This is a genomic window from Aeromicrobium sp. SORGH_AS_0981, from assembly GCF_031453195.1.
In the GTDB taxonomy this organism is placed as follows: Bacteria; Actinomycetota; Actinomycetes; order Propionibacteriales; family Nocardioidaceae; genus Aeromicrobium.
The window spans coordinates 936,118-958,588 of the sequence record NZ_JAVIZD010000001.1 but is presented as its reverse complement, the minus strand read 5'-3'; the positions used below and the strand labels follow the sequence as shown (position 1 = coordinate 958,588).

General features: G+C 72.9%; 27 protein-coding genes and 2 pseudogenes. 9 read left to right on the top strand and 20 right to left on the bottom strand.

The features are described from left to right. Positions 1–416 precede the first annotated feature (416 nt). The 11 genes and pseudogenes from QE370_RS04950 to QE370_RS04900 form a co-directional block, all read right to left on the bottom strand. A complete protein-coding gene (locus QE370_RS04950; protein ID WP_309633647.1) occupies positions 417–911 on the bottom strand; it encodes a DNA starvation/stationary phase protection protein in 495 nt (164 codons plus the stop codon). Between the two features lie 154 nt (positions 912–1,065). Next, on the bottom strand, positions 1,066–2,499 hold the full coding sequence (locus QE370_RS04945) for a PepSY domain-containing protein (protein WP_309633646.1): 1,434 nt from the start codon (positions 2,497–2,499) through the stop codon (positions 1,066–1,068). 24 nt (positions 2,500–2,523) lie between these two features. Further along, positions 2,524–3,720 carry a Dyp-type peroxidase gene (locus tag QE370_RS04940; protein ID WP_309633645.1) on the bottom strand — a complete coding sequence of 399 codons (1,197 nt, stop codon included), beginning with the start codon at positions 3,718–3,720 and terminating at the stop codon, positions 2,524–2,526. Further along, the gene (locus tag QE370_RS04935; RefSeq protein ID WP_309633644.1) at positions 3,713–4,267 is read right to left on the bottom strand and encodes a copper chaperone PCu(A)C; all 555 of its coding nucleotides are present in this window, start codon (positions 4,265–4,267) and stop codon (positions 3,713–3,715) included. Before QE370_RS04935 ends, QE370_RS04940 begins: the two co-directional genes overlap by 8 nt. Next, positions 4,264–4,818 (bottom strand): copper resistance protein CopC, encoded by a 555-nt coding sequence (locus QE370_RS04930; protein ID WP_309633643.1) that lies wholly within the window; start codon positions 4,816–4,818, stop codon positions 4,264–4,266. Before QE370_RS04930 ends, QE370_RS04935 begins: the two co-directional genes overlap by 4 nt. Before the next feature lie 34 nt (positions 4,819–4,852). Beyond that, positions 4,853–5,371 (bottom strand): hypothetical protein, encoded by a 519-nt coding sequence (locus tag QE370_RS04925; protein WP_253023085.1) that lies wholly within the window; start codon positions 5,369–5,371, stop codon positions 4,853–4,855. Between the two features lie 100 nt (positions 5,372–5,471). After that, positions 5,472–6,155: a hypothetical protein gene (locus QE370_RS04920; protein ID WP_309635235.1), complete on the bottom strand. Its 684-nt coding sequence runs from the start codon at positions 6,153–6,155 to the stop codon at positions 5,472–5,474. Positions 6,156–6,302: 147 nt separating this feature from the next. Beyond that, entirely contained in the window at positions 6,303–8,444 is a 2,142-nt protein-coding gene (locus QE370_RS04915) for a heavy metal translocating P-type ATPase (RefSeq protein ID WP_309635234.1), read from the bottom strand. Positions 8,445–8,527: 83 nt separating this feature from the next. Beyond that, on the bottom strand, positions 8,528–8,746 hold the full coding sequence (locus QE370_RS04910; protein WP_309633642.1) for a heavy-metal-associated domain-containing protein: 219 nt from the start codon (positions 8,744–8,746) through the stop codon (positions 8,528–8,530). Positions 8,747–8,789: 43 nt separating this feature from the next. Further along, positions 8,790–9,044: pseudogene (locus QE370_RS04905) on the bottom strand (metal-sensitive transcriptional regulator); the annotation flags it as partial. Positions 9,045–9,095: 51 nt separating this feature from the next. Beyond that, positions 9,096–9,656 carry a DUF305 domain-containing protein gene (locus tag QE370_RS04900; protein WP_309633641.1) on the bottom strand — a complete coding sequence of 187 codons (561 nt, stop codon included), beginning with the start codon at positions 9,654–9,656 and terminating at the stop codon, positions 9,096–9,098. 95 nt (positions 9,657–9,751) lie between these two features. Between QE370_RS04900 and QE370_RS04895 the strand changes: the two genes are divergently transcribed. The 8 genes from QE370_RS04895 (at position 9,752) to QE370_RS04860 (ending at position 16,375) form a co-directional block, all read left to right on the top strand. Beyond that, a complete protein-coding gene (locus QE370_RS04895) occupies positions 9,752–10,198 on the top strand; it encodes a hypothetical protein (RefSeq protein WP_309633640.1) in 447 nt (148 codons plus the stop codon). Beyond that, on the top strand, positions 10,195–11,064 hold the full coding sequence (locus QE370_RS04890; protein ID WP_309633639.1) for a tetratricopeptide repeat protein: 870 nt from the start codon (positions 10,195–10,197) through the stop codon (positions 11,062–11,064). Before QE370_RS04895 ends, QE370_RS04890 begins: the two co-directional genes overlap by 4 nt. Then, positions 11,061–12,299, top strand: a complete 1,239-nt coding sequence (locus QE370_RS04885; RefSeq protein WP_309633638.1) for an AAA family ATPase — start codon at positions 11,061–11,063, stop codon at positions 12,297–12,299. Before QE370_RS04890 ends, QE370_RS04885 begins: the two co-directional genes overlap by 4 nt. Before the next feature lies 1 nt (position 12,300). Beyond that, positions 12,301–13,149, top strand: a complete 849-nt coding sequence (locus QE370_RS04880) for a tetratricopeptide repeat protein (RefSeq protein WP_309633637.1) — start codon at positions 12,301–12,303, stop codon at positions 13,147–13,149. A 22-nt stretch (positions 13,150–13,171) separates the two neighbouring features. Beyond that, positions 13,172–13,600, top strand: a complete 429-nt coding sequence (locus QE370_RS04875) for a PaaI family thioesterase (RefSeq protein ID WP_253023064.1) — start codon at positions 13,172–13,174, stop codon at positions 13,598–13,600. Positions 13,601–13,602: 2 nt separating this feature from the next. Continuing rightward, the gene (locus QE370_RS04870) at positions 13,603–13,938 is read left to right on the top strand and encodes a hypothetical protein (RefSeq protein ID WP_309633636.1); all 336 of its coding nucleotides are present in this window, start codon (positions 13,603–13,605) and stop codon (positions 13,936–13,938) included. 165 nt (positions 13,939–14,103) lie between these two features. Beyond that, positions 14,104–15,360, top strand: a complete 1,257-nt coding sequence (gene serA / locus QE370_RS04865; protein ID WP_253023060.1) for a phosphoglycerate dehydrogenase — start codon at positions 14,104–14,106, stop codon at positions 15,358–15,360. Between the two features lie 4 nt (positions 15,361–15,364). After that, the gene (locus tag QE370_RS04860) at positions 15,365–16,375 is read left to right on the top strand and encodes a class I mannose-6-phosphate isomerase (protein WP_309633635.1); all 1,011 of its coding nucleotides are present in this window, start codon (positions 15,365–15,367) and stop codon (positions 16,373–16,375) included. On the opposite strand, the gene QE370_RS04855 is transcribed toward QE370_RS04860, so the two are convergent. Both QE370_RS04855 and QE370_RS04850 read right to left on the bottom strand, forming a co-directional pair. Beyond that, positions 16,362–16,994: a DUF4389 domain-containing protein gene (locus QE370_RS04855; RefSeq protein ID WP_309633634.1), complete on the bottom strand. Its 633-nt coding sequence runs from the start codon at positions 16,992–16,994 to the stop codon at positions 16,362–16,364. The genes QE370_RS04860 and QE370_RS04855 overlap by 14 nt on opposite strands. 20 nt (positions 16,995–17,014) lie before the next feature. Next, entirely contained in the window at positions 17,015–17,848 is an 834-nt protein-coding gene (locus QE370_RS04850) for a Sir2 family NAD-dependent protein deacetylase (protein WP_309633633.1), read from the bottom strand. Positions 17,849–17,954: 106 nt separating this feature from the next. Here QE370_RS04850 and QE370_RS04845 point away from each other — a divergent pair, with 106 nt between their 5' ends. Continuing rightward, positions 17,955–18,551 carry a TetR/AcrR family transcriptional regulator gene (locus QE370_RS04845; protein ID WP_309633632.1) on the top strand — a complete coding sequence of 199 codons (597 nt, stop codon included), beginning with the start codon at positions 17,955–17,957 and terminating at the stop codon, positions 18,549–18,551. Between the two features lie 3 nt (positions 18,552–18,554). On the opposite strand, the gene QE370_RS04840 is transcribed toward QE370_RS04845, so the two are convergent. The 7 genes and pseudogenes from QE370_RS04840 to QE370_RS04810 form a co-directional block, all read right to left on the bottom strand. Beyond that, on the bottom strand, positions 18,555–19,166 hold the full coding sequence (locus QE370_RS04840; RefSeq protein ID WP_309633631.1) for a Pr6Pr family membrane protein: 612 nt from the start codon (positions 19,164–19,166) through the stop codon (positions 18,555–18,557). 24 nt (positions 19,167–19,190) lie between these two features. Then, positions 19,191–20,051 carry a nuclease-related domain-containing protein gene (locus tag QE370_RS04835; protein ID WP_309633630.1) on the bottom strand — a complete coding sequence of 287 codons (861 nt, stop codon included), beginning with the start codon at positions 20,049–20,051 and terminating at the stop codon, positions 19,191–19,193. 47 nt (positions 20,052–20,098) lie between these two features. After that, positions 20,099–20,581 carry a PhzF family phenazine biosynthesis protein gene (locus tag QE370_RS04830; protein ID WP_309633629.1) on the bottom strand — a complete coding sequence of 161 codons (483 nt, stop codon included), beginning with the start codon at positions 20,579–20,581 and terminating at the stop codon, positions 20,099–20,101. 91 nt (positions 20,582–20,672) lie between these two features. After that, positions 20,673–20,945 (bottom strand): annotated as a pseudogene (locus QE370_RS04825) (PhzF family phenazine biosynthesis protein); the annotation flags it as partial. Between the two features lie 9 nt (positions 20,946–20,954). Further along, positions 20,955–21,470, bottom strand: a complete 516-nt coding sequence (locus QE370_RS04820; protein ID WP_309633628.1) for a DUF1697 domain-containing protein — start codon at positions 21,468–21,470, stop codon at positions 20,955–20,957. Positions 21,471–21,558: 88 nt separating this feature from the next. After that, entirely contained in the window at positions 21,559–21,813 is a 255-nt protein-coding gene (locus tag QE370_RS04815; protein WP_309633627.1) for a GlsB/YeaQ/YmgE family stress response membrane protein, read from the bottom strand. Between the two features lie 61 nt (positions 21,814–21,874). Continuing rightward, positions 21,875–22,462 (bottom strand): TetR/AcrR family transcriptional regulator, encoded by a 588-nt coding sequence (locus QE370_RS04810; protein WP_309633626.1) that lies wholly within the window; start codon positions 22,460–22,462, stop codon positions 21,875–21,877. Positions 22,463–22,471: the final 9 nt, after the last annotated feature.

Here is a 22,471-nt window from a genome sequence, read left to right as displayed (position 1 = left end):
CCGGGCCTGGGGGCTGCCGCTGCGCTGTTCCCTCGTCGGGCGGTGACTTCTCCACCGAATGGACCGGTCGGCCGGGGTGCGCGGTGTGGTTTCCACCCTCTGAGCGCTGGGACGGTGGAGGAGTCGCCACCCGGGGCGGGGATTCGGTGGAGGACGCACCATGGCCCCGGCATGGGTGGCTCAGCAACCGCAGCGGCCTCTCTGAGGTTGCAGATCCACCGATGGGGGCGAAGGCCGGGACGGCCGACCACGCGGGGCGCGCCTGCTCCGTCGCGGCCTTTCGGAGACCGCCCCCGGCACCGGCCGCACCAACGCAGTCCCGACCCGAAGCTGTCGACGGCGCCGAGGGCAGACCGCGGCCGAGGACGCAGCGAGCCCGGCCCGCGTGTGGCGGACCGGGCTCGACGACCGGGCTATCAGGCGGCGATGTGCGCCTGGAGCAGCCAGCGGTCCTTCGTCAGGCCGCGCTCGATCTCGATGGCGACGTCCTGGCTCGACAGGTCGATGTCGTCCAGGCCGGTGATCGCGGTGCGGATCGTGACGAGGGCGGCGTCGATCTGGGCGACGGTCTGCGCGACCGTGGTCTGCCAGGGCTGGAAGCCGTCGGACAGCGCGGGCAGCGTCGACTTCGCGGCGATGGTGGCCAGACGCGAGTCGAGCGGCAGGCCGAGGGCGACGATGCGCTCGGCGGCGGTGTCGGCGTAGTCCTGCGCGTGGGCGACGAGCTGGTCGAGCGTCTCGTGCACGCCGGCGAAGGCGCTGCCGCGCACGTGCCAGTGGGCCTGCTTGCCGTCGACGACGAGGGCCTCGAGGTCGTGGACGACGGGGGTGAGGAACTGGGCGACGCCGGCCGCGATCTCCGACGTGGTCGCGAGGGCCGAGGGGGCGTCGGTGTGGGTGGTCGAGGTCATGGTGCACGTCCTTCTCAGTCAGGGTCTCTGATCTCTACAACGCACATCGTTCCCAAGAATTCCATCGTGTGCAACGTAGATCAGGCTCGCCTCACGGAGCCCAGGCTTGCCTCGCCCGCCTGGAACGACGGGCGAGGCGAGCCGTACGGAGCGCTCAGCCGACCGGCAGGTCCTCCCGCGGGCGGTCGGCCTCGTCGGCCGCGGACCGACGAGCGCGGGCGGCCAGCACGAGGTCGAGGAGCAGGAACACCGCCAGGGAGGCGCCCAGCAGCGGCACGAACCACCCGACCGCCAGCGTCACCAGGACCACGCCGACGAGCACCCCCGGCGAGAGGCGTCGCCACGTGCCGCGCGCCGGCGCACGCCCGACCCGGGCCGTGCCGCGCGTGGGACGACGCTGCCACCACGACCGGTAGCCGAGCAACGTCACGGCGATCAGCCCGAGCGCGACCGCGGCCAGCACCAGCTGGTTGAGCAGCCCGAACAGGACGCCGACGTGGGCGTCGATGGTCCAGCGGGTGAGCTGCGCCGCGAGCGGCTCGTCGGCGAAGCGGATCTCGTCGACGACCGATCCGTCGCGGGGGTCGACGGCCACGGAGTCCAGGCGCGTGGGCGCGCTGCGCTTCTTCTCGGCGACGGTCCACGCCGACGCGTCGTCGACGGGCGCGGTGAGCAGGAGCGGGTCCTGCAGCCCCGCCGCGCGCGCCGCCGCGAGCACCCCGTCGACGCCGACGCCGCGGCTCACGACGTCGTCGGAGACGCCCGACCCGGGTCCCCCGTGACCCCCGTGCGCACCGTGGCCCGACGACCCGCTGTCCTCGCCGTCGAGCGACGTCGTCAGGGTCGTGCCGGTCCAGGAGAGCGCCGTGCGCACCTCGGCCACGTGCTCGCCGGCGAAGCGTGACCAGGTGAGTCCGGTGGCCGACAGGAAGAGGGCTCCGAGGGCCAGCCAGATGCCGAGGGTCGCGTGCCACGACAGGGTGCGGCGGCGTCCCGTCGCCGACTGCTCCGGCAGCAGCAGGCGGCGTGCGCGTCGGTCGGTGCGCCGCTTGGTGAACCAGAGGGCGAGGCCGCCCAGCACGACGACCCAGAGCCAGCTGGCGGCGAGCTCGCTGTAGTAGCGCCCGACGGTGCCGAGGTGCAGGTTGCTGTGCAGCTCGTTCAGCCAGGCGCGCACGCCCAGCCACTGGCCGTACTGACGCTCCTGGCCGAGCACCTCGCCGGTGTAGGGATCGACCATGACGGCGCGGTAGGAGTTCTCGGGCACGTCGGCGTCGGTGAACACGACCCGGGTGCTGCTGTCGGGGGTCGCGGGCGGCCGGATCTCGACGAGGGTCCCGTCGGGGTGCGCCTCGCGGGCGACGGCGAACTGCTCCGAGAGCGGCAGCTGCGCACCGCGAGGCTCGACGGTGAGCTCGTCGGCGTAGACGGCGCGCTCGATCTGTGGTGCCGCGGTGTAGACCAGCCCGGTCACGGCGGCGACGAGGATGAACGGCGCGACGAGGACGCCGGCGTAGAAGTGCAGGCGCAGCACGAGGGGCTTGAGCTGCGCCCAGACGCCCGGTCGGGCGTCGGTGGTGGAGGTCATGGTGGTCCTTCGCAGGGGAGGAGGTCAGGTGAGGAGGGACTGGCCGAGCTGCTCGCCGCGGCGGGCGCCGGGCAGCACCGCGAACACGGCGGAGCCGATCGGGGTGGTCCACTGGTTGAGCAGGTCGAGCTCGGAAAGCCGACGCTGCAGGGGTACGAACTGCGCCTCGAGGTCGGCCTGGAAGGACACGAAGACGAGGCCGGCGTCGGTCAGCTCGCCGGCTGGCGGCGGGTCGTCGTAGTTGTACGGCCGGCGCAGGATGCGCTGACGACGGTCCTTCGTCCTGGCCCGGCGGACGTGGGCGAAGGGGTCGATGACCTCCAGCCCGTTGGCGTCGAGCGCCTCGAGGTCGGGGTCGTCCTCGAGGCGTCCGCCGGTGAGCGGCCGCCCGTCGTCGAGCCGGCGCCCGATCGTGCGCTCGCGCGCAGTCCGGTCGACCTCGTCCCACGTGTCGAGCTCCATGCGGATGCGCCGCACCACCATGGTCGTGCCGCCGTCGAGCCAGGCCGGACCGTCGGGCGTGGTCGTGGCGCTGCGCCACACGAGTGCGTCGTGGTCGGCGGGCCGGGGGTTGGCCGTCCCGTCGACCTGGCCCATGAGGTTGCGTGGCGTGCGGTCACGCCCGAGTGGGCCGCGGAAGCCACGCTGCACCCACCGGACGGTCGTGAACGTGCGTGCCTCCTTCGTGAGCAGACGGAGGGCGTGCGAGACGACGAGCTCGTCGTCGGAGCAGATCTGCAGCAGCAGGTCCCCCCCGCTCCACCGGTCCTCGAGCCGGTCGACGGTGAAGTCCGGCAAGGGACCGAGCCACGACGGCACGGCGACGCCGGCAGCCTCCACCGCGCCGGGCCCCACGGCGAGCGTGACGGTGAGTCCGCTCGGGCGCAGGGCCAGCTCGGGCTCGGTGTCGGCGAGGCCCGCGCGTCCCGCCGTCAGACGCTCCACGTCGTCGGTCCAGATGGCGAACAGCCGGCGGAGGGCGTCGGCGTCGACACCGTCGCGGAGGTCGTAGGCGACGAGCACGCCGTGGTCCTGCGGCGGGGTGACGACGCCGGCCTGGTGCGCCCCACGGAACGCGACGGTCCGCGTGCCGGGGTCGGCGGCGGGCGGTTCGTGGGCCACGGCCGACGCCCCGGCCGCGCCCACGACGACACCGGCCGCACCGACCGAGCCGGACGTCAGGAGCGCCCGCCGCGAGAGTCCGCGACGCGGCTCACCCATGGTCGCCGTGGTCCGCGTGCTCGCCGGTGTCCCCGTGGTCCATGTCCCCGTGGTCGGTGCCGCCCTGGTAGTCCTCCTCGGCACCGGAGAAGGAGCGGGCCGGAGCCGTGAACGACATCGTCGAGTCGTCGGAGAACCGGATCGTCACGCGCACGTCCTGCCCGGGCTCGACCGGTCGGGTGAGGTCCATGAGCATGATGTGGTCGCCGCCGGGCTCGAGCGTGTGGGTCTTCCCGGCGGGGACGACGATGCCGCCCTTCTTCTGGCGCATGACCATCTGTCCGTCCTCGTCGGTGGCCATCTCGTGCAGCTCGACGCGGCCCGCGACGCCGTCGGTCGTGGCGGAGACGATCGTGACGTCGCGGTCGGCGGCGTTGCGGAAGGTGCCGAACGCGGCGGTCATGCCGGAGTCGGCGGCCTTGACCCAGGGGTCCTGCACCGAGACGGTCGACGCCTCGGTGGCGGTCGAGGCGTCGGTGGAGGAGCCGCAGGCGGTCAGGCCGACGGCGGTGACGGTGACGAGCAGGAGGGTGGTGAGTCGCTTCATCGGGTGTGGTCCTTGTCGGAGGTCGGGGTGGTGCGGGAGCGGCGCACGAGGACGACGACGGCGGCGAGCAGCACGAGGGCAGCGAGGCCGCCCAGCGCGTACGCGCCGTGGCGCGACGTCGAGGAGACGTCGGTCGCCGTGCGCTGGGTGGGTGCGGCGGTGGCCGGGGTCCGACCGTCGCCGAGGGTGAACGCGACGACGCCGTCGACCGGGTGTCCGTCGGCCGACACGACGCGCCAGACGAGCGTGTAGCGGCCGTCGGGCAGCGTGGTGCCGGGTGCGTCGGCCAGGAGCCGGGTGCCGTCGGCACGAGGCGTCAGCGTGGCCACGGTGTCGCCGTCACGGCGCAGCACCATGGCAGGGCTGATGTCGCTGACGGGCTCGTTGAAGCGCAGCTCGAGCTGCTCCGGCAGGGCCTGGACGGTCGAGCCGGTCGGGGGGTTGGAGCCGATCAGTGCGCTGTGCGCCGACGCGGCGAGCCCGGGCAGCAGCACGAGCAGGCCGGTGAGCAGGCACAGCAGCACGGACCGACCCCGGAGGGTCGGGTGCATGGGTGTCTCTTCCGGGAAGGGGGTGGATCGGTGGTCAGACCGATGCCGGGGGTGCCCTTCCGGGAGGCAGCGCGATGCGCGCGACGGCGTGCAGCGACGACGTCGTCGAGACGAGGAGGACGGTGCGCGGCGCAGGCGTGAGGACGCGCCGGATGCGCAGCGCCCGCAGGGCGAGGTGGTCGAGGATCGACAGGAGGGCGCGCTCGGCGCGGGGGACCACGGCCACGAGGAGCGCGGCGGCCAGGCCGTGGGTGAGCAGCATGAGCGTGCCGCCGCCGCCCATGGCGGGGTGCTGCGCCATCGACACGCCGTGGACGGCGCCCTGCGTGAGCAGGAAGGCCGCGAGGAGCGTGCGAGGGGTCCAGCGCTGGCCGCTCAGCATCCACGCGAGCGCACCGACGCCCACCGTGATCGCACCCAGCGCACCCAGCGAGGGCGCGGCGCCCCCGGCGGCCTCGTGCGCCCCGACGCCGAGGCCCGTGGTGAGCGCGCCGACGAACGCAGCACGGACCGTGCGGGCGTGGCCCGAGGTCAGGCGGCGGTCTGCGCTCACCGGCACACGGTACTACGCGGTGTCGTAGACGCAGGAGCCACACGCACTGCGGGCAGGACCCGGAGGTCCTGCCCGCAGTGGTCTCTCCCCAACCGGGAGATCAGTTTCCGTCGTCACCAGAGGTGGTGTTCACGGTGATCTTGGCGACGCCGACGAGGAGGTCGGACGTCACGGCGTCGGTCTTGAACGTCTGGTTCAGCAGATCGGCGGCGACCGGGCTCACGAAGACCTTCGTGCCCTCGAGGATCGCCGTGTCGCCCTCGGTCTGCAGCGGCTTCAGCGTGCTGCCGTTCAGCGTGAAGATGTACGCACTGTTCACCACGGACTTGCCGTTCACCGACACGTCGCCGTAGACGCGCGAGACGCCGGGATCGACGTTCAGGTTGGTGATCTCGACGGTCGTGCCTCCGGCGGACAGGGAGAAGCCGGAGCCCTCGTGCTGGATCTGCCCGATCACGTACGGCGAGACCTGACCCGGCTTGAACACCTCGACGTTGCCGCCGGTGATCGGGAAGACGAGCGATCCGTCGGTCAGGGCGCCGTCACCGACGGTGCCGGGGGTGAGGCCGAGCGAGGTGAGGGCGTCGGTGAAGCCCGAGTCCAGCGCGACGGCGGTGTCGTCGCCGGTGAGCGCGGTGATGGAGGCGACGGGCTTCGGGGGCGTCGCGCTCGACGAGGTGCTGCTGGAGGAGCTGGCATCGGAGCCGGAGCTGCATGCGGCCAGGGGCAGCGCGGCGACGGCCACGACGGCCAGGCTGGCGAAGAACTTCTTGCTGGGGTTCATGGTGCTCACGAGAGCCACATCCTTGATCTGTTGGTGTACCTGTGGTTCGCGGCGGCGGCACCGAGAGATGGGCCGGGAGCGTCGATTGCGCTCGAGAGAGACCCAGGTCACGCCAGCGGCGGCGGATCGGTGGCGCCCCGACGACGGTCAGGAGAAGCCGCGCAGACGCAGGCTGTTGGTCACCACGAGCACGCTGCTGGCCGCCATCGCGACGCCGGCGATCATCGGGTTCAGCAGGCCGGCGACGGCGAGGGGCAGGGCGGCGACGTTGTAGCCGAACGCCCACACCAGGTTGGTCCGGATGGTGCGCAGGGTCGCCCGCGACAGCCGCACCGCGACGACGGCCGACGAGAGGTCGCCGGAGACGAGCGTCAGGTCCGAGGCGGCGATCGCGACGTCGGTGCCGGTGCCCATCGCGATGCCCAGGTCGGAGGCGGCGAGGGCTGCGGCGTCGTTCACGCCGTCGCCGACCATGGCCACCACGCGACCCTCGGCCTGCAGCCGCTGGACCGTGCGCAGCTTGTCGTCGGGCGTCACCTCGGCCTCGACGTGCTCGATCCCGACCTCGGCGGCCACGGCGTCGGCGACGCGGCGCGCGTCGCCGGTCAGCAGCACCGGCTCGAGCCCGAGGTCGCGCAGGTCGGCGACCGCCTGCCGCGACGTCGGCCTGACCGTGTCGGCCACCGTCACGGTGCCGACGAGCCGGCCGTCGGCCTCCACGACGATCGTCGTGCCGACGACGTCGGTGGGCTCGACGTCGTGCCCGAGCCACGACGCGCGTCCGGCCCGCACAAGGCTGCCGTCGACGACGCCGCTCACGCCCTGGCCGGGGTGGTTGGCGAACTCGCGCACGGGGAGCGGCTGGTCGACGAGGGCGGCGACGGCGCGGGCCACCGGGTGCTCCGACGCGTGCTCGAGCCCGGCCGCGAGGGCACGCAGCCGTCCGACCTCCACGCCGGGCGCGGGACGCACGTCGACGACGCGCATCTCGCCCGTGGTGACGGTGCCGGTCTTGTCGAGGACGACGGTGTCGACGCGGCGAGTCGACTCCAGCACCTGGGGGCCCTTGATGAGGACGCCGAGCTGCGCACCGCGACCGGTGCCGACCATGAGGGCGGTCGGCGTCGCGAGCCCGAGGGCGCAGGGGCAGGCGATGATGAGCACGGCCACGGACGCGACGAACGCCTGCGTCACGGTGCCCCCGAGCAGGATCCAGCCGAGGAACGTGACGACGGCGAGGGCGATCACGGCAGGCACGAACCAGGCGGCGACGCGGTCGGCGAGCCGCTGCACCTCCGCCTTGCCCTCCTGGGCCTCCTCGACCAGCCGGGCCATCTGCGCGAGTCGGGTGTCGGCGCCCACGGCCGTCGCCCGGACGACGAGCCGGCCGCCCACGTTCACGGTCGCGCCGGTGACCGCGCGACCCTCGTCGACCTCCACGGGCACGGACTCGCCCGTCAGCATCGACTCGTCGACGGCCGAGGCCCCCTCGACGACCTCGCCGTCGGTGGCGATCGTCTCGCCCGGCCGGACGACGAAGTGGTCGCCGACGCGCACGTCGTCGACCGGCACGCGCGTCTCCCGCCCGTCGCGCAGCACGGCGACGTCCTTGGCGCCGAGGTCGAGCAGCGCTCGGAGCGCGGCGCTCGACTGACGTTTCGCGTTGGCCTCGAGGTAGTGGCCGAGCAGCACGAACGTGGTCACGACGGTCGCGACCTCCAGGTAGATCTCGTGTGCCCCACCGCCGGTGAACGACCACTGCATGCGCATGCCGATCTCGCCGGCGCCGCCCAGGAGGAGGGCCCACAGCGACCAGAGGTACGCCGCGCCGACGCCGACCGAGACGAGGGTGTCCATCGTGGCGGCGCCGTGGCGCAGGTTCGTGGCGGCGGCGCGGTGGAACGGCCAGGCGCCCCAGGTGACGACGGGGGTCGCCAGCGCGAGGGCCAGCCACTGCCAGCCGGGGAGCTGGGTCGCCGGCACCATCGACAGCACGAGGACCGGGAGGCTGAGCACGCCGGAGACGAGCGCGCGTCGACGCATGGACGCCGCCCCGTGGAGACCGTCACCGTGAGGACCGCCCGTGTGGTCGTGACCACCGCCGTGGTGCTGGTGCGGCAGCGTCGCGGAGTAGCCGGTGGCGGCGACGGTGTCGAGCAGCACCTGGTGGTCGGTGCCCTCGGGCACGCGCACGGTCGCCTTCTCGGTGGCGTAGTTGACGCTCGCCTCCACGCCGTCGAGCCGGTTGAGCCGCTTCTCGATGCGTGCTGCGCAGGCGGTGCAGCTCATGCCGTGCACGTCGAGCCGGACGGTCTCCTGGCCGATGACCTGGCCGATGACCTGGTCGGTGTCGTGGTCGGTGTCGTGGTCGCTCACGGTGGCCTCCTCAGGCCAGGGCGTACCCCGCCCTCGGCGACGGCCTCGCGGACCGCGTCGGACGAGGGGTCGCCGGTGACGGTGACGTGGGAGGTGCCGCCGGCGACGAGGTCGACGCTGACGTCGGTGACGCCGTCGAGGGCCGTGAGCTCCTCGGTGACGGCGGCGACGCAGTGGGCGCAGGTCATGCCGGTGACGTCGTAGGTGGTGGTCATGCTGGTCCCCTCTCGGGACGGGGTCGGGTGGGTTCGGGTCAATTCAGGAGCGGACGAGTCGGGCGATGGCGTCGGAGGCCTCCTTGACCTTCGCGTCCGCCTCCGGCCCGCCCGCGCGCGCCGCGTTGACGACGCAGTGGGCGAGGTGCTCGTCGAGCAGCTTGAGTGCCACCGCCTCGAGCGCCTTGGTGGTCGCGCTCACCTGGGTGAGCACGTCGATGCAGTAGGTGTCGTCCTCGACCATGCGGGTGAGGCCGCGGACCTGGCCCTCGATGCGTCGCAGTCGCGCGAGGACCGCCTTCTTGTCGTCGGAGTAGGCCGGGTGCCTCGGGGTGCTCGTGCGTGGCGCTCATCCGAGCAGTCCCTTCATCTGGGTGATCTCGGCGGTCTGGGCGTCGATGATGGCGCGGGCGAGCGCCTTCGCGCGGGAGTCCTGGCCGTCGGCGATCTCGGTCTGGGCCATCTCGACGGCGCCCTCGTGGTGCTCGACCATCATCTCGAGCCAGAGTCGGTCGAAGGTCGCGCCGTCGGCGTCGGCGAGCCGGGACATCTGGTCCTCGCTCATCATCCCGGTCATCGAGTGGCCTGCGCCTCCGTGCCCGCCGTGGTCTCCGTGCCCGCTGGGCACGTCCTCGCCCCAGCCCTCGAGGAAGCCGGTCAGCTCCTCGATCTCCGGCTTCTGGGCGGCGCGGATGCGGGTGGCGAGGCCGGTGACGTCGGCGGAGGCGCCGCGGGCGGGGTCGAGCGCGAGGTCGCTCATCTCCACGGCCTGCTCGTGGTGCGGGATCATCTGCTGCGCGAACGTGACGTCGGCGTCGTCGTGGCCCTCGTCGCTCGTGTTGGGCGAGCCGCACCCGGCGAGCAGGAGGGCCGCGGCGGCCAGGACGATGGCGAGCAGGCGTCGGTTCATACCTCCTGTATACCCCTAGGGGGTACGGGTTTCAAGTCGTAACTGTCTGAGGGAAACGTCCCGGACCCGAGCGACCGGCGTGGTGGAATGTGCGCATGCCCGACCAGCGCGACGCGCCCTTCCGGCCGGTCCTGCAGGACCACCAGCCGGTCGAGCCGTCCTACAACGTGTTCTCCGGGGTGTTCCCCGCCATCATCGGCGGCAGCGTCGGCACGACTCTCGGCATGCTGGCGATCGCGCGCCGGCTGCGGGTGTCGCCTGCCGTCCAGGCTGCCGTCGTCGGGATCGGTGTCGTCGGGGTGGCGATCGGTGTCGCGCTCGCGCTCGGGACGACGCTCAGCAACGCCGTGTCGTTCCGTGCGGGCGGGCTGGCCGCCTTCGCCGGCCAGCTGCCGCTGCTGCTGCGACCCTTCCGCGCCTGGCAGGCCCGCGGTGACGACGTGGCATCGTTCTGGGGAGTCGGCGTGGCGGCGACGATCGCCGGCCTCCTGGCGTCGGTGGTGATCGGTCTGTCCGTCCCGGGCATCCGGGACACCCTGTGACGAGCGACTCCGCGCTGGCGCGAGCCGAGCACTGGCTCGAGGTAGGGCGCCCCGAGCGGTGCCTCGAGGAGCTCGCGCGGGCGGGTGCGGAACCGGACCCGCACGGGTTCGCCCTGCAGGCCATGGCGCTGCGTCAGCTCGAGCGGTGGCAGGAGTGCGTCGACGTCACGGCCCGCGGTCTGGCCCTCGCCCCCGACGACCTCGAGCTGCGCTTCCAGCGCGCCGTCGCCGTCGAGCAGCTGGGCGACGTCGCGCAGGCCGAACGCCTCCTCCTCGCGTGCCTCGAGGCGCAGCCCCGCAACGTCGTCCTGCTGAACGGTTACGCGTCGCTGCTGCTGCGCCACGGACACGCTGACGAGGCCGAGCGGGTGCTCACGCGTGCTGCGGCGGAGGCGCCCGGCTCGCCCGACGTCGAGATGGTCCGGGCACGCCTGCTGATGGTCCGGCGGCGCGACGCGGACGCCGTCGAGGTGGTCCGCCGAGTGCTCGCCCAGGACCCCACACGTGCGGACGCCTTGTGGCTGCTGGGCGCGCTGGAGCACGAGCGGGGTCTCAGCAGGCAGGCGGCACCCCGCCTGCGCAGTGCTGCGCTCAGCAACCTGGACGACCGCGAGCTCGCGAGCGGGGCGCGGGAGGTCGGTCGCGAGGCGCGCTGGTTCGCCTGGCCGCTGCGGCTCGTCCGACGTCTCCCCGATGCGGCGGTCGTGCCTGTCCAGCTCGGTGTCGTCCTGGCCGCAGCTCTCCTGCTCGGCTACCGTCCCACCCAGGCGGCCGGTGCGGTGCTCCTCGCGGCCTTCCTGGTCTTCGTCGCATGGTTCTGGATCGCCGTGCTCGTCAGTCGTGCTGCCAGCAGGAGGAACCGATGACCGACCCGAGGATCGACGCGCTGCGGGCCGCCGTCGCCGCCGACCCGACCAACGTCGCGCTGGTGGGGCTCCTCGCCGACCTGCTCGTCGACGCCGGTCGGATCGACGAGGCGGTCACGCTGCAGGCCGGTCTCCTGGCGGCCGGCGACCTCGGACCCGAGGACGCCCTCGTGCTGACCCGACGCGCCCTCGACGTCGACCGGCTCGACGTCGCCCGCGGTGCGCTCGAGGTGGCGCGCGGTGGCGGTCTCGTCGAGGGCCTGGCCGAGCTGGAGGCCTCGTTGCAGCAGGCGATCGCGCGGCGGGGCGTCGCGCTGGACGCCGGTCCCGACACGGCGCCGAGCCTGGCCGAGGACGTCAACCTGACCTTCGCCGAGGTCGGCGGCATGGACGACGTCAAGAAGCTGCTGCACCGGATGATCATCCTGCCGTTCGTCCGGCCCGAGCTGTACGCGAAGTACAACCGCAGCGCCGGCGGCGGTGTGCTCCTCTACGGGCCTCCGGGGTGCGGGAAGACGCTGCTCGCCCGGGCGATCGCCGGGGAGTGCGGCCTGCCGTTCTTCTCGGTCGGCATCGACGACGTCGTCTCGCCCTTCCAGGGCCAGGCCGAGCTGAACGTGTCCGAGATCTTCTCCCAGGCGCGCGACCTGCGGCCGGCGGTCGTGTTCATCGACGAGATCGACGCCATCGGCTACGCGCGTCAGCGGGCGCAGGGTGAGATGGGCCGCCGGCTCACCAACGCCCTCCTGCAGGAGCTCGACGGCGTCGGACGCTCGACCGAGGGTCTGCTCGTGCTGGCGGCGAGCAACGCCCCCTGGGACGTGGACAGCGCGCTGCTGCGGCCCGGCCGCTTCGACCGTCGCGTCTTCGTGCCGCCGCCCGACGAGGCCGCGCGCGAGGCGATCCTCGACGTCAGGCTGCGGGGTGTCGAGACCTCGGGCGTGGACCTGCGCGCGCTCGCACGGGCCAGCGAGCTGTTCACCGGTGCCGATCTGCGCGCCACCGTCGAGCGTGCCCTGGACGACGTGATCGAGACGGTGCTCGACACCGGCGAGGAGATCCCGGTCGGCCAGCAGCACCTGACGTCGGCGCTGGCGCAGGTCACGCCGTCGGCGTTGGACTGGCTGGCGCGGGCCCGAGACTACGTCGAGTTCTCGAACGCGAGTGGTCAGTGGGCGGACGTCGAGTCCTACCTCGGCCAGCGTGCCGTGCGGCGGCGGCTCACGGGTCGCTGACGTGGACGAGCGCAGCCTCACCCTCGCCTGGCACTGGTTGCAGACCGACCGTCCCGACCGTTGCCTGGAGGTCCTCGACGGTGCCGACCCGACCGACCCGCAGGTGCAGCTGCTGCGGGCGTGGGCGCTCTCCGGGCTCGAGCGCTGGGCCGACGCCGAGGCCGTGGCACGGTCCGGTCTCGCGCAAGATCCCGGGTCGGTCGAGCTGCGCCGCGTGCTCGCGCACGCGCTCACCGGCTCCGGGCGTCTGAAGGAGGCGGCCGAGGTGCTCGCCTCGACGGTGGCCGACGCCCCGGAGGACGTCGACGTGCGCGCGCAGCTCGCGGCCAACCTCGTCGCCCGCCGGTTCCGCGAGGAGTCGCAGCGGGCGGTCGAGGCGCTCGCCGCGCTCGAGCCGGGGTCGGCGCGCGTCGCCCGGCTGCGTGCGCACTGGCACCTGGAGTTCGGACGTCGCGAGGACGCCCGGCGTCACGTCCTGGAGGCACTCGAGGTCGACCCTGCCGATCCGCAGGCCCGAGCAATGCTCGGCGAGCTGACGGCACGGTCCGGCGACGTGGCCGGAGTCGGCCATCTGCGTCGTGCCGCGCTCGACGACTTCGGTGACCGGTTCACCGTCGCCCGGGCCCGCCAGGCGGGCGTGCTGGACCGCTACCCCGGGCGTCTGCTGCTCCCGGCATTGCGCGTGCACCCGGGCTGGGCCGCAGCGGGCTGCTTCGTCCTGCTGTGGGTGTCGGCGCGGGTCTTCGTCGTCGGCGACGCGGTGGTCGGCGGGGCGATGCTGGCGGTGACCCTGCTGCTGGTCGTGTGGCTGGCCGTGGCCCACGCGGTCGCCGTCTGGGTCCTCGACTGATGCCGAGGTCTAGGCTCGCCCCATGAGCGACCTCCCCGGACTCGACGGCGTGCTCGGCGTGGAGCACGTCGAGCTGACGGCAGACAAGGTGGTCGTGCGCTTCACGATCACCGAGAAGCACCTGCAGCCCTTCGGCATCCCGCACGGCGGCATCTACTGCGCCGTCCACGAGTCGACTGCCAGCGTGGCCGCGCAGATCTGGCTCGGCGAGAAGGGTGTCGTGGTCGGCACCAACAACTCGACCGACTTCATCCGGCAGGCGAAGCTGGGCGACACGATCACCGTGACCGCGACCCCGATCCACCGCGGCCGCACCCAGCAGCTGTGGCACCTCGACTCCGTCGGCGCCGACGGCCGGCTGGTCGCGCAGGGCCAGGTGCGCCTGGCCAACCTCGACCAGCCCGTCCCGCCGGAGGCGCTCGCCGCCTTCACGGGGACGACGACCGGCTGACCGTGCGCCGCGCTCCCACGCCGGCCGAGGCCGACGCCGTCGGGCGCGCGCTCACCGAGCGGTTCCTCGACCCAGCACGGTGGGGCATCCAGGCGCCGCCCGAGGGACGCTGGGACGAGAGCACTCGCAGCATCCTGATCACGTCCTACCTGGGACACGCGCTGGAGCCGCCCTGGGCCCTGCGGCTCAGCGACCGCACGGCCCTCGGCCTGCCCTGGAGGCGGCGCCGCTGGTGGCAGCGCGACCTCCAGGACCTCGACCGCGTGACGCTCGAGATGACCTGGATCGCGAACGAGGAGTTCGCGGTCGACGACCGTCTCGCTGTCGTCGTCGTCTGAACGAGGGCCGTCCACGACCCGGTAGGCTGGGGTCGTCGGCGCGACTGGCGTTGAGGTGGACATCCACCAGGGAGCCCGGCACCGCATCGACTGCACCACCCGACAAGGGACCGTTCGCCTGGGCCCACGCGTCAGCCCCCACCACGCTGACCGGAGGAATCCCCCATGATGATGACCGTGAACGCACTCGCCACCCAGACGCCCACGACGCTCGACGACGCCGACGTGAAGGTGCTGCTGCTCGAGAACATCCACGCCGACGGCCGCGACTTCCTGCGCGGCAAGGGCTACGACGTGCAGACCAACGCCGGCGCGCTCGGCGAGGACGAGCTGATCGAGGCCATCCAGGGCGTGCACCTGCTGGGCATCCGCTCCACCACCTACATCACGCCGAGGGTGCTCGACGCCGCTCCTGACCTGATCGCCATCGGCGCGTTCTGCATCGGCACGAACCAGATCGACCTCGAGGCGACGACTCAGCGGGGCATCGCCGTCTTCAACGCGCCCTACTCCAACACCCGCTCGGTCGTGGAGCTCGCGATCGCCGAGATCATCTCCCTGGCGCGGCGTCTGCACGAGAAGTCGACCGACATGCACCGCGGCGTCTGGAACAAGTCGGCCGCCGGCAGCCACGAGGTGCGCGGTCGCACGCTCGGCATCGTCGGCTACGGCAACATCGGCAGCCAGCTGTCGGTCGTGGCCGAGGCGCTCGGCTTCAAGGTGATCTTCTTCGACATCGACGACAAGCTCGCCCTCGGCAACGCGAAGCGCTGCTCGACGCTGGAGGAGCTGCTCGCCGAGGCCGACGTCGTGACGCTGCACGTCGACGGCCGACCGGGCAACGCCGGCCTGTTCGGCGACGAGCAGATGCGCCTCATGAAGCCGCGCGCCCTGTTCCTCAACCTCAGCCGCGGCATCGCGGTCGACACGAGCGCCCTGCGCGCGCACCTGGAGTCGGGGCACATCGCCGGCGCCGCGCTCGACGTGTTCCCGGTGGAGCCGAAGCGTCAGGGCGACCCGTTCGAGTCCGAGCTGCGCGGCATCCCCAACGTCATCCTCACGCCGCACGTCGGCGGCTCGACGGAGGAGGCCCAGCAGGACATCGGCCGCTTCGTCGCCTCGAAGCTGCGCTCCTACGCCGCGTTCGGCAGCACGTCGCTGAGCGTCAACTTCCCGGAGATGAACCTCCCGGCCGACGACACGCGCTGCCGCCTCGCGCTCGTGCACGAGAACGCCCCCGGCGTGCTCGCGCGGATCAACGGTCTCCTGGGCGAGCACGACGTCAACATCGAGGCGCAGTCGCTGTCGACGCGCGGCCCGCTGGGCTACGTGGTCACCGACGTCGCCGACGCCGTGCCGTCGGAGGTGCTCACCGAGCTGGCCGAGCTGCCCGAGACGGTCCGGCTGAGGCTGCTGAGCTGACCTCGTGCCCGCCGCGCCGGTCCGCCTGCGACCCAACCTGATCGACCACTTCTACCGAGGTGGTCGGCGGATCGCGGACCTGCGCGGCGTGGTCACGACGTCGCCGCGCCAGCCCGAGGAGTGGATCGCGGCGACGGTGTCGCGCGACGGCCACGCCACGCTCGGGCTGTCCTCGACCGAGGACGGCACCGTGCTGCGCGACCTCGTGGCGGCCGACCCGGTCGGCTGGACCGGCACCCCGGGCGCCTGGCCCGGCGACACGGGTCTGCTGCTCAAGCTGCTCGACGCCGGTCAGCGGCTGCCCGTGCATGTCCACCCCGACCGTGCGTTCGCCGCTCGGCACCTCGACTGCCCCTACGGCAAGACGGAGGCCTGGCTGGTCCTCGAGGCCGAGCCGGGAGCGGCGGTGCACCTCGGCTGGGACCGCGACGTCGACCCGGCCGACGTGGTCCGGGCGCGCGACGAGCAGGACGGCGCCTGGATGCTCGAGCGCATGCACCGGCTGCCGGTGCGACGAGGCGACGCGTTCCTGGTGCCGGCCGGCACGCCGCACGCGATCGGTGCGGGGGTCTTCGTGGCCGAGGCGCAGGAGCCGACCGACTTCTCGATCCTGCTGGAGTGGTCGGTCACGACCTCGACGCGCGACGAGTCGCACCTCGGCCTCGGGTTCGACCTCGCCATGCAGGCGCTGGGGCACGAGGCGATGACCGCCGACCGGCTCGCGTCCGTCGCCACCTGGACGGACCTCGACGGGTCGACCCGTCCGCTCACGTCGCTGCTGCCCGCCGAGGCGGACCCGTTCTTCCGCCTCGACCTCGCCACCGAGGGCGCGGAGCTCGACGCCGGCTTCGCGGCGCTCGTGGTGCTCGACGGCACCGGGGAGCTGGTCGGCGGCCACGGCTCGACGTCGCTACGTCGCGGCGAGGTGCTCGCCGTGCCTGCCGCGGCGGGGGACTGGACGGTGGCGGGCGACGCGCGCGTGCTCGTCGCCCGCCCCGGCGTCAGTCGAGGCTGAACGGCGGGTACTCGTCGGTCAGCAGGACGTAGTAGGCAGAGGCCCGCTGGCTCCAGCGGAGGTACCCGACCACGAAGTCGCGCAGGCCCTCGGGCCAGCGCGCGGTGAAGACCACCGCGAACCAGCCGATGAACACGAGCACGCCCGCCGCGATCGACAGGAAGTACAGGACGACGTAGTGCGGGATGATCATCAGGGCACGGAAGAAGATCGTGAGCCGGCTGCGCCCGTCGACCTGTGGCACCACGTCGAACCGCACCTGCGGGTAGCGCCCGGAGTCCGCGGTGCCGACCGTGAGGTCGAACGGCGGGTACTGGTCGGTCAGGAAGTACACGTACGCCCCGACCCGCGCGCTGTAGCGCAGGGCCATCGCGAGGAACCCGAGCAGGGGCGCGGGCACCTTCCCCAGCACCACGCCGCAGAACCATGCGGCGATCAGCACGAAGAACAGGCCGATCCCGACGAGCCCGAGCACGACGTAGTGCGGGATCGCGAGGATCCAGTGCAGGAACGGCCGCCAGCGGGCGATCCGCTCCGGCAGGGCGAACGTGAGGGTCGCCGGGTAGGCGGGGGCCGGGGGCCCGGCCGCTGCTGCAGGCTGAGGGGGCAGGGTGGTCATGGGCGTCGCCTTTCCTGAGGTCAGGCGAAAGGTACCGCGAGAGCGCCGAGCGTCTCAGCACATCCAGCATCCAGCTTCAGGTCCGCCAGGTGGTCGCCCCGGGTGCTGCCGCGGTTGACGATCACCACTGGTGTGCCGAGCGCGGCGGCCCGGCGGACGAACCGCAGACCGCTCATGACCTGCAGGCTCGAGCCCATCACGACCAGGACGTCGGCGCGCGCCACCAGCTCGAAGCAGTGCTCCACGAGCGGCTTCGGCACGGAGTCGCCGAAGAACACGACGTCGGGGCGCAGCCGTCCGCCGCACACCAGGCAGGGCGCGACCACGAAGTCGCTCGTGTCGTCGAGCTGCACGTCGCCGTCCGGTCCGTGCACGACGGTCTGGGCGCTCCAGCCGGGGTTGAGCCGGTCGTGCCGCGCCTGCACCGCCTCGCGCGGGGTGCGGTCGCCGCAGTCCATGCAGACCACCCGGTCGACCCGGCCGTGCAGGTCGACGACGTCGCGGTGGCCGGCGCGCTCGTGCAGGCCGTCGACGTTCTGGGTGATGAGCCCGACGAGGCGGTCGTCGCGCTGCCACTGCACGAGCGCGTGGTGCGTGGCGTTGGGCTCGGCATGGCCCATGCGCGACCAGCCGAGGTGCGCGCGGGCCCAGTAGCGCTGCACCGCCTCGGGACTCGACCGCAGCTGCTGGATCGTCATGGGCGTCGGCACGACGAGCCGGTCGGGGCCGCGATAGTCGGGGATGCCGGAGTCGGTCGAGACGCCGGCGCCCGTGAGCACGAGCGACCGTCGCCCGTCGAGGAGGTCCGCGAGCCGGTCGACGTCGGCGCTGCCGGGCGTCCTCGAGCCGTTCACCCGTCCAGCGTAGGTCGGGGCACCGCGGTGTTCAGGTCGAACGTCCGTCCGGAGGGAAAACCGGAGTTTCCTGCCAGGTCCGGGGATGACGGGTAGGGTCGCCGCCATGCCGACTGCCCGCAGGCCCCAGCAGCAGCGGTCCGTGGCGATGCGCGAACGCCTCCTCGAGGCGGCGTACGCGAGCCTGCTCGAGGGTGGCTACGGTGCAGCGACCGTGGGCGACGTCCAGCAGCGTGCGGGGGTCGCCCGGGGCACGTTGCTGCACCACTTCCCGACCCGTGACCTGCTGATGGCAGGGGTGCTCGAGGACGTCGTCGACCGCCGGCTCAAGCTGTCGGCCGCGGCGGACGACGCGTCGGCGCCGGCGGGGTGGAACGACGTCGTCGACCTCGTGTGGACGGAGCTCCGCTCGCCCGCCTTCGCGGTGCTGCTCGAGCTGTGGGTCGCGGCGCGCACCGACGACGACCTCCGGGAGGCGCTGCTGCCGATGCAGGAGCGCATCTACGAGACGGTGCACCGCAGCGTCGTCCGGCTGGTCGGACCGTCCCACCCCCGCGGACCGATCCTGGTGCAGTTCACGATCAACCTGCTGACCGGTGCCCACCTCGCCGGCATCCTGCGGTCGCGCTCCGGCACGTCGTCGGTGGTCGAGGCCTGGAAGCACGCGCTGCGCGAGCTCGCCGCGCCGCCGCGCCGGTCGTGACCCTCAGTCGCGCCGGCTCCACGCGACGGCGGCCGAGCCGAGGGCGACGAACCCGAGGGTGAGCACCACGCACGTGACCGCGACGGTCCCGGTGCCCAGCTCGCCGGCGTCGAGGAAGGCGTAGGGCACGGGGCCGGTGGTCGTCGGGGTCAGGGTGAACGTCGGCCGGACGACCTCGGCGCGCGTGAGCGTGTAGGCCAGCCAGACGACCGGGAACGCGAGCCCGCCGAGCGCCGACCACGCGAGGTGGGTCCGGGGCCGCAGCGCGACGAAGCCGATCGCCGTCAGCAGCGGCACGACGTAGTGGAAGGCCTTGTCGAACCACCACTCGGCACCGGAGAGGTCGACGTTGCCCGCCAGGACGGTGGCGTAGACGACGCCGGTCACGGTGATGCCGGTGAGGCTGGCGAGCCGCAGCATCCCGAAGGCCCGCCCACCCCGGTCCGGTCGCAGCGCGAGGAGGGTGCACGTGACGACGACGAGGATGTTCGACTCGATGGTGAAGTAGCTGAACAGGTTGACGAGGTCGTCGCCCCGTCGAGCCGACACGATCGTCTGCCCGACGAGCGCGACGAGTCCGACGACGGCGGTCAGGGCGTGCCAGGTGCGGGTCACGGGATCACGCTAGTCGCGTGAGGGTCAGCGCCGACGCCGTCGTCGACGCCGCTTGGGTGTCAGAGCCGAGACGATGATCAGAGCCAGGAGCAGGTAGACGGCGATCAGCAGCTCGGGTGCGTCGGCTCGCTGAACGAAGGGGCTCAATGCCTGGAACGTGAAGGAGCACAGGACGAGCCACGTCAAGAGCCCCAGCGCGGCCCGCGAGACCCATGCCGGTCGACGACGCCGGGGCGCGTGAGGCGCGGACGTCGCCTTGGGCTCACGCTCCAGCCGGGCGGTCGGCGCGGGTGCGGCGGTTCGTCTCCGCTGCGGGGCTTTGTCCCCTCCCTCCATCTCGACGATCTCCAACGAGCGCACCCTGTCGACGACCTGACGCACGTCGTGGGCGTCCCAGACCGTCGGGCGCGAGGTGAGCAGCTCGACCAGCGTCGACGTCGAGCAGAGCAGCACGCCGTTGCTTCGCTCGTGCATCGGATCGTCGCGGGTGAAGCACAGGACGGGCTCGACCTGCGCAGTCAGATCGGGAAGCCGTAGGGCGACGGCTGTCGCCGCGTCGGCGCACCCGCTGATGGCCCACTGACGACGTCGGCCGTTCTGCAAGAGCACGCCGTCCGCCAGCGTGATGCGACCCGACCAGTTCTTGGAGTCGATGACGAAGACGCCCGTCGGCCCCACGGCGAGATGGTCGATGTTCGCGCGCTGTCGACCGGGCCAGCGGACGTCGTGCAGCACCGTCCACGCCGGGCCGAGGCCCGACGCCAGGACCTCTGCGGTCCGGGCCTCGCCCGCGGCACCCTTCTCCCACTTCTCGGCAGAACGCTGTAGCCGCTCTGCCTTCTCCCGCGTCTTGCGCGCCCGCTCACGCGCCGAGTCTCCCGCCATCCCTCATCGGTACCAGGCGCAGGACGGTCGCGTCGAGGAGCGCGTGCCTAGGACAATGCGACCGTGCCGGTCACGCCGACGACGGTGTGCCCGCCGACCCAGACGGTGCCGTCGACGACGTCGACGTGCACCCGGCCGCGGCGGCCGAGGGCGGTGCCCTGGGCGGCGACGTAGTGCTCGGGCAGGACACCGTCGGCCACGAGCCACTGGGCGAGCGCGGCGTTGAGGCTGCCGGTCACGGGGTCCTCGCCGACGCCGCCGGGGAAGAACGCGCGCACCTCGAGCTGGACGTCGGAGCCGTCGGCGTGCAGCCCGGCCAGCCCGACCTTGTCGTGCGCGCCGGACGCGCCGAGCAGGTGGGCGCGCGCACCGTCGACCCCGAGCACGAGGTCGGCGTCGCGCAGCAGGAGGCCCATCCAGCCCGGGCCGTTGTCGCACCAGTGCGCGCCGACGACGTCGGACGGCCCCAGGCCGAGCGTGGCGACGACGGCGGCCACCTCGGCGGGGTCGACCGCGTCCTGCGCGAGCACGATCGGGGGCGGCGAACGCCAGCCGCTCGCCGTCGCGCCGCACCCTCACCAGCCCCACCCCGCACTCCTGGACCAGTGCGTCGTCGGAGCGGGGTGCACCCCCGGCCTCGAGCCAGGCGCGCGCCGTGCCGAGCGTCGGGTGGCCGGCGAACGGCAGCTCCCGACCGGGCGTGAAGATGCGGACGCGGTAGTCGGCCGCCGGGTCGGTCGGGCGGAGCAGGAACGTGGTCTCGCTGAGGTTCGTCCACCGGGCGAACGCGGCCATCGTGGCGTCGTCGAGGTCGTCGGCCGCGTGGACGACGGCGACCGGGTTGCCCAGGCCGAGCGTGTCGGAGAAGACGTCGACCTGGTGGAACGGCAGCATGCTCCGACCCTAGGCGAGGTCGATCAGCTTCTGCACCGTGGTGAGGTTGCGTCCGGTGCCGTGGTGCCCGAGGAGTCGCTGCACCCGCGCCGGCGTGATCCGGGAGCCGGCCACCCCGTCGCGGTAGCGCACGTGCAGGTCGCGACCCAGCACCCGGACATCGTCGCCGCGCCAGTCCTCCGCCTCGAACGCGCGGACGGCGTCGGGCGTCGGCTCGTCGAGCAGGAAGTAGACGTGCGAGAGCTTGGGCTCGACTACCTCGAAGGGGTGGTCGGCCAGGGCGGCGCGCAGCTCGTCGGGCGAGCGTGACACGACCTCGCGGAAGAAGCCGAAGCGTGCCTCGATCGCCTGCTCGAGCGCGCGGTCGAACACGGCGGGCTCGGTGGGCGGGGTGCACAGCAGGTTGCCGGACGCGATGTGGGTGCGGACGTCGCTCGCGCCGAGGTCGGCGGCGAGCTCACGCAGCTCGGCCATCGGCAGCGTCGCTCCACCGACGTTGACCGCACGCAGGAGGTGGACTCTCATGCGGCCAGGATGGCAGCGTCCGCCGACACGAGGGCGGACGCGACGAGACCCCGCACCGTTGAGCGGTGCGGGGTCTCGAGGTCGCGGGTCAGGCGCGCGCGCGGACCTGGCGGTAGATCAGCAGCGCCACGATGGCGCCGACGATCGACAGGATCAGGCCGCTGGTCGTGAAGTCCAGCACGCTCCGCGAGGAGAACAGGGCGCCGATCATGCCGCCGACGAACGAGCCGACGACACCGAGCACGATGGTGGCGAGGATGCCCATCGAGTCGTTGCCGGGGACGATCGCGCGGGCGAGGAGGCCGGCGACGAGGCCGACGATGAGAAGCGTGATGAGTCCCATGACAGTTCCTTTCGGTTGGGTACCGGACCGGTTGCGTCCGGTAGCTCCACGCTAGGGATTCTCAGGAAGTTCGCATGTCGAGCGCCTTGACGGCACGGGCGGCCACCCGGTCGGCGTAGGCGTGCGTGAGCGGCGCGGTGCCCTGCTGCCAGCGGTGGAACACCGGTGCGACGAACAGCTCCATCGCCTCGAGCGGGTCGACGTCGCCGATCTGGCCGGCCTCGCGCGCGACCGCGAACCGGTCGGCGAACGTCGCCAGCTGCGGCCGGAAGATGGTCTCCAGCACCTGGTCGCGCAGGCGCGGGTCGAGGAGCGTCTCGACGCTGAGGGCCCGCAGCAGCGCGTCGTAGGTCGGGTCGGCGAGCTCGTCGACGATGGCGCGCAGGACCGCGCCGAGGTCGGTGCGCAGGTCGCCGGTGTCGGGCAGTGCGTAGGCAGACTGCTGCCGGTTCTGCTCGGCCAGCGCCTCGACGACGACCTCGCCCTTCGACGTCCACCACCGGTAGAGCGTGGCCTTGCTGACCCCCGCGCGACCGGCGATGGCCTCCATGGTGAGCCGGGCGTACGGCACCTCGACGACGAGGGCGAGTGCCGCGTCGAGGACGGCGGTACGGGCGCGGTCGGACCGGCGCGAGGGCGAGGCTGGCACGGGACCATG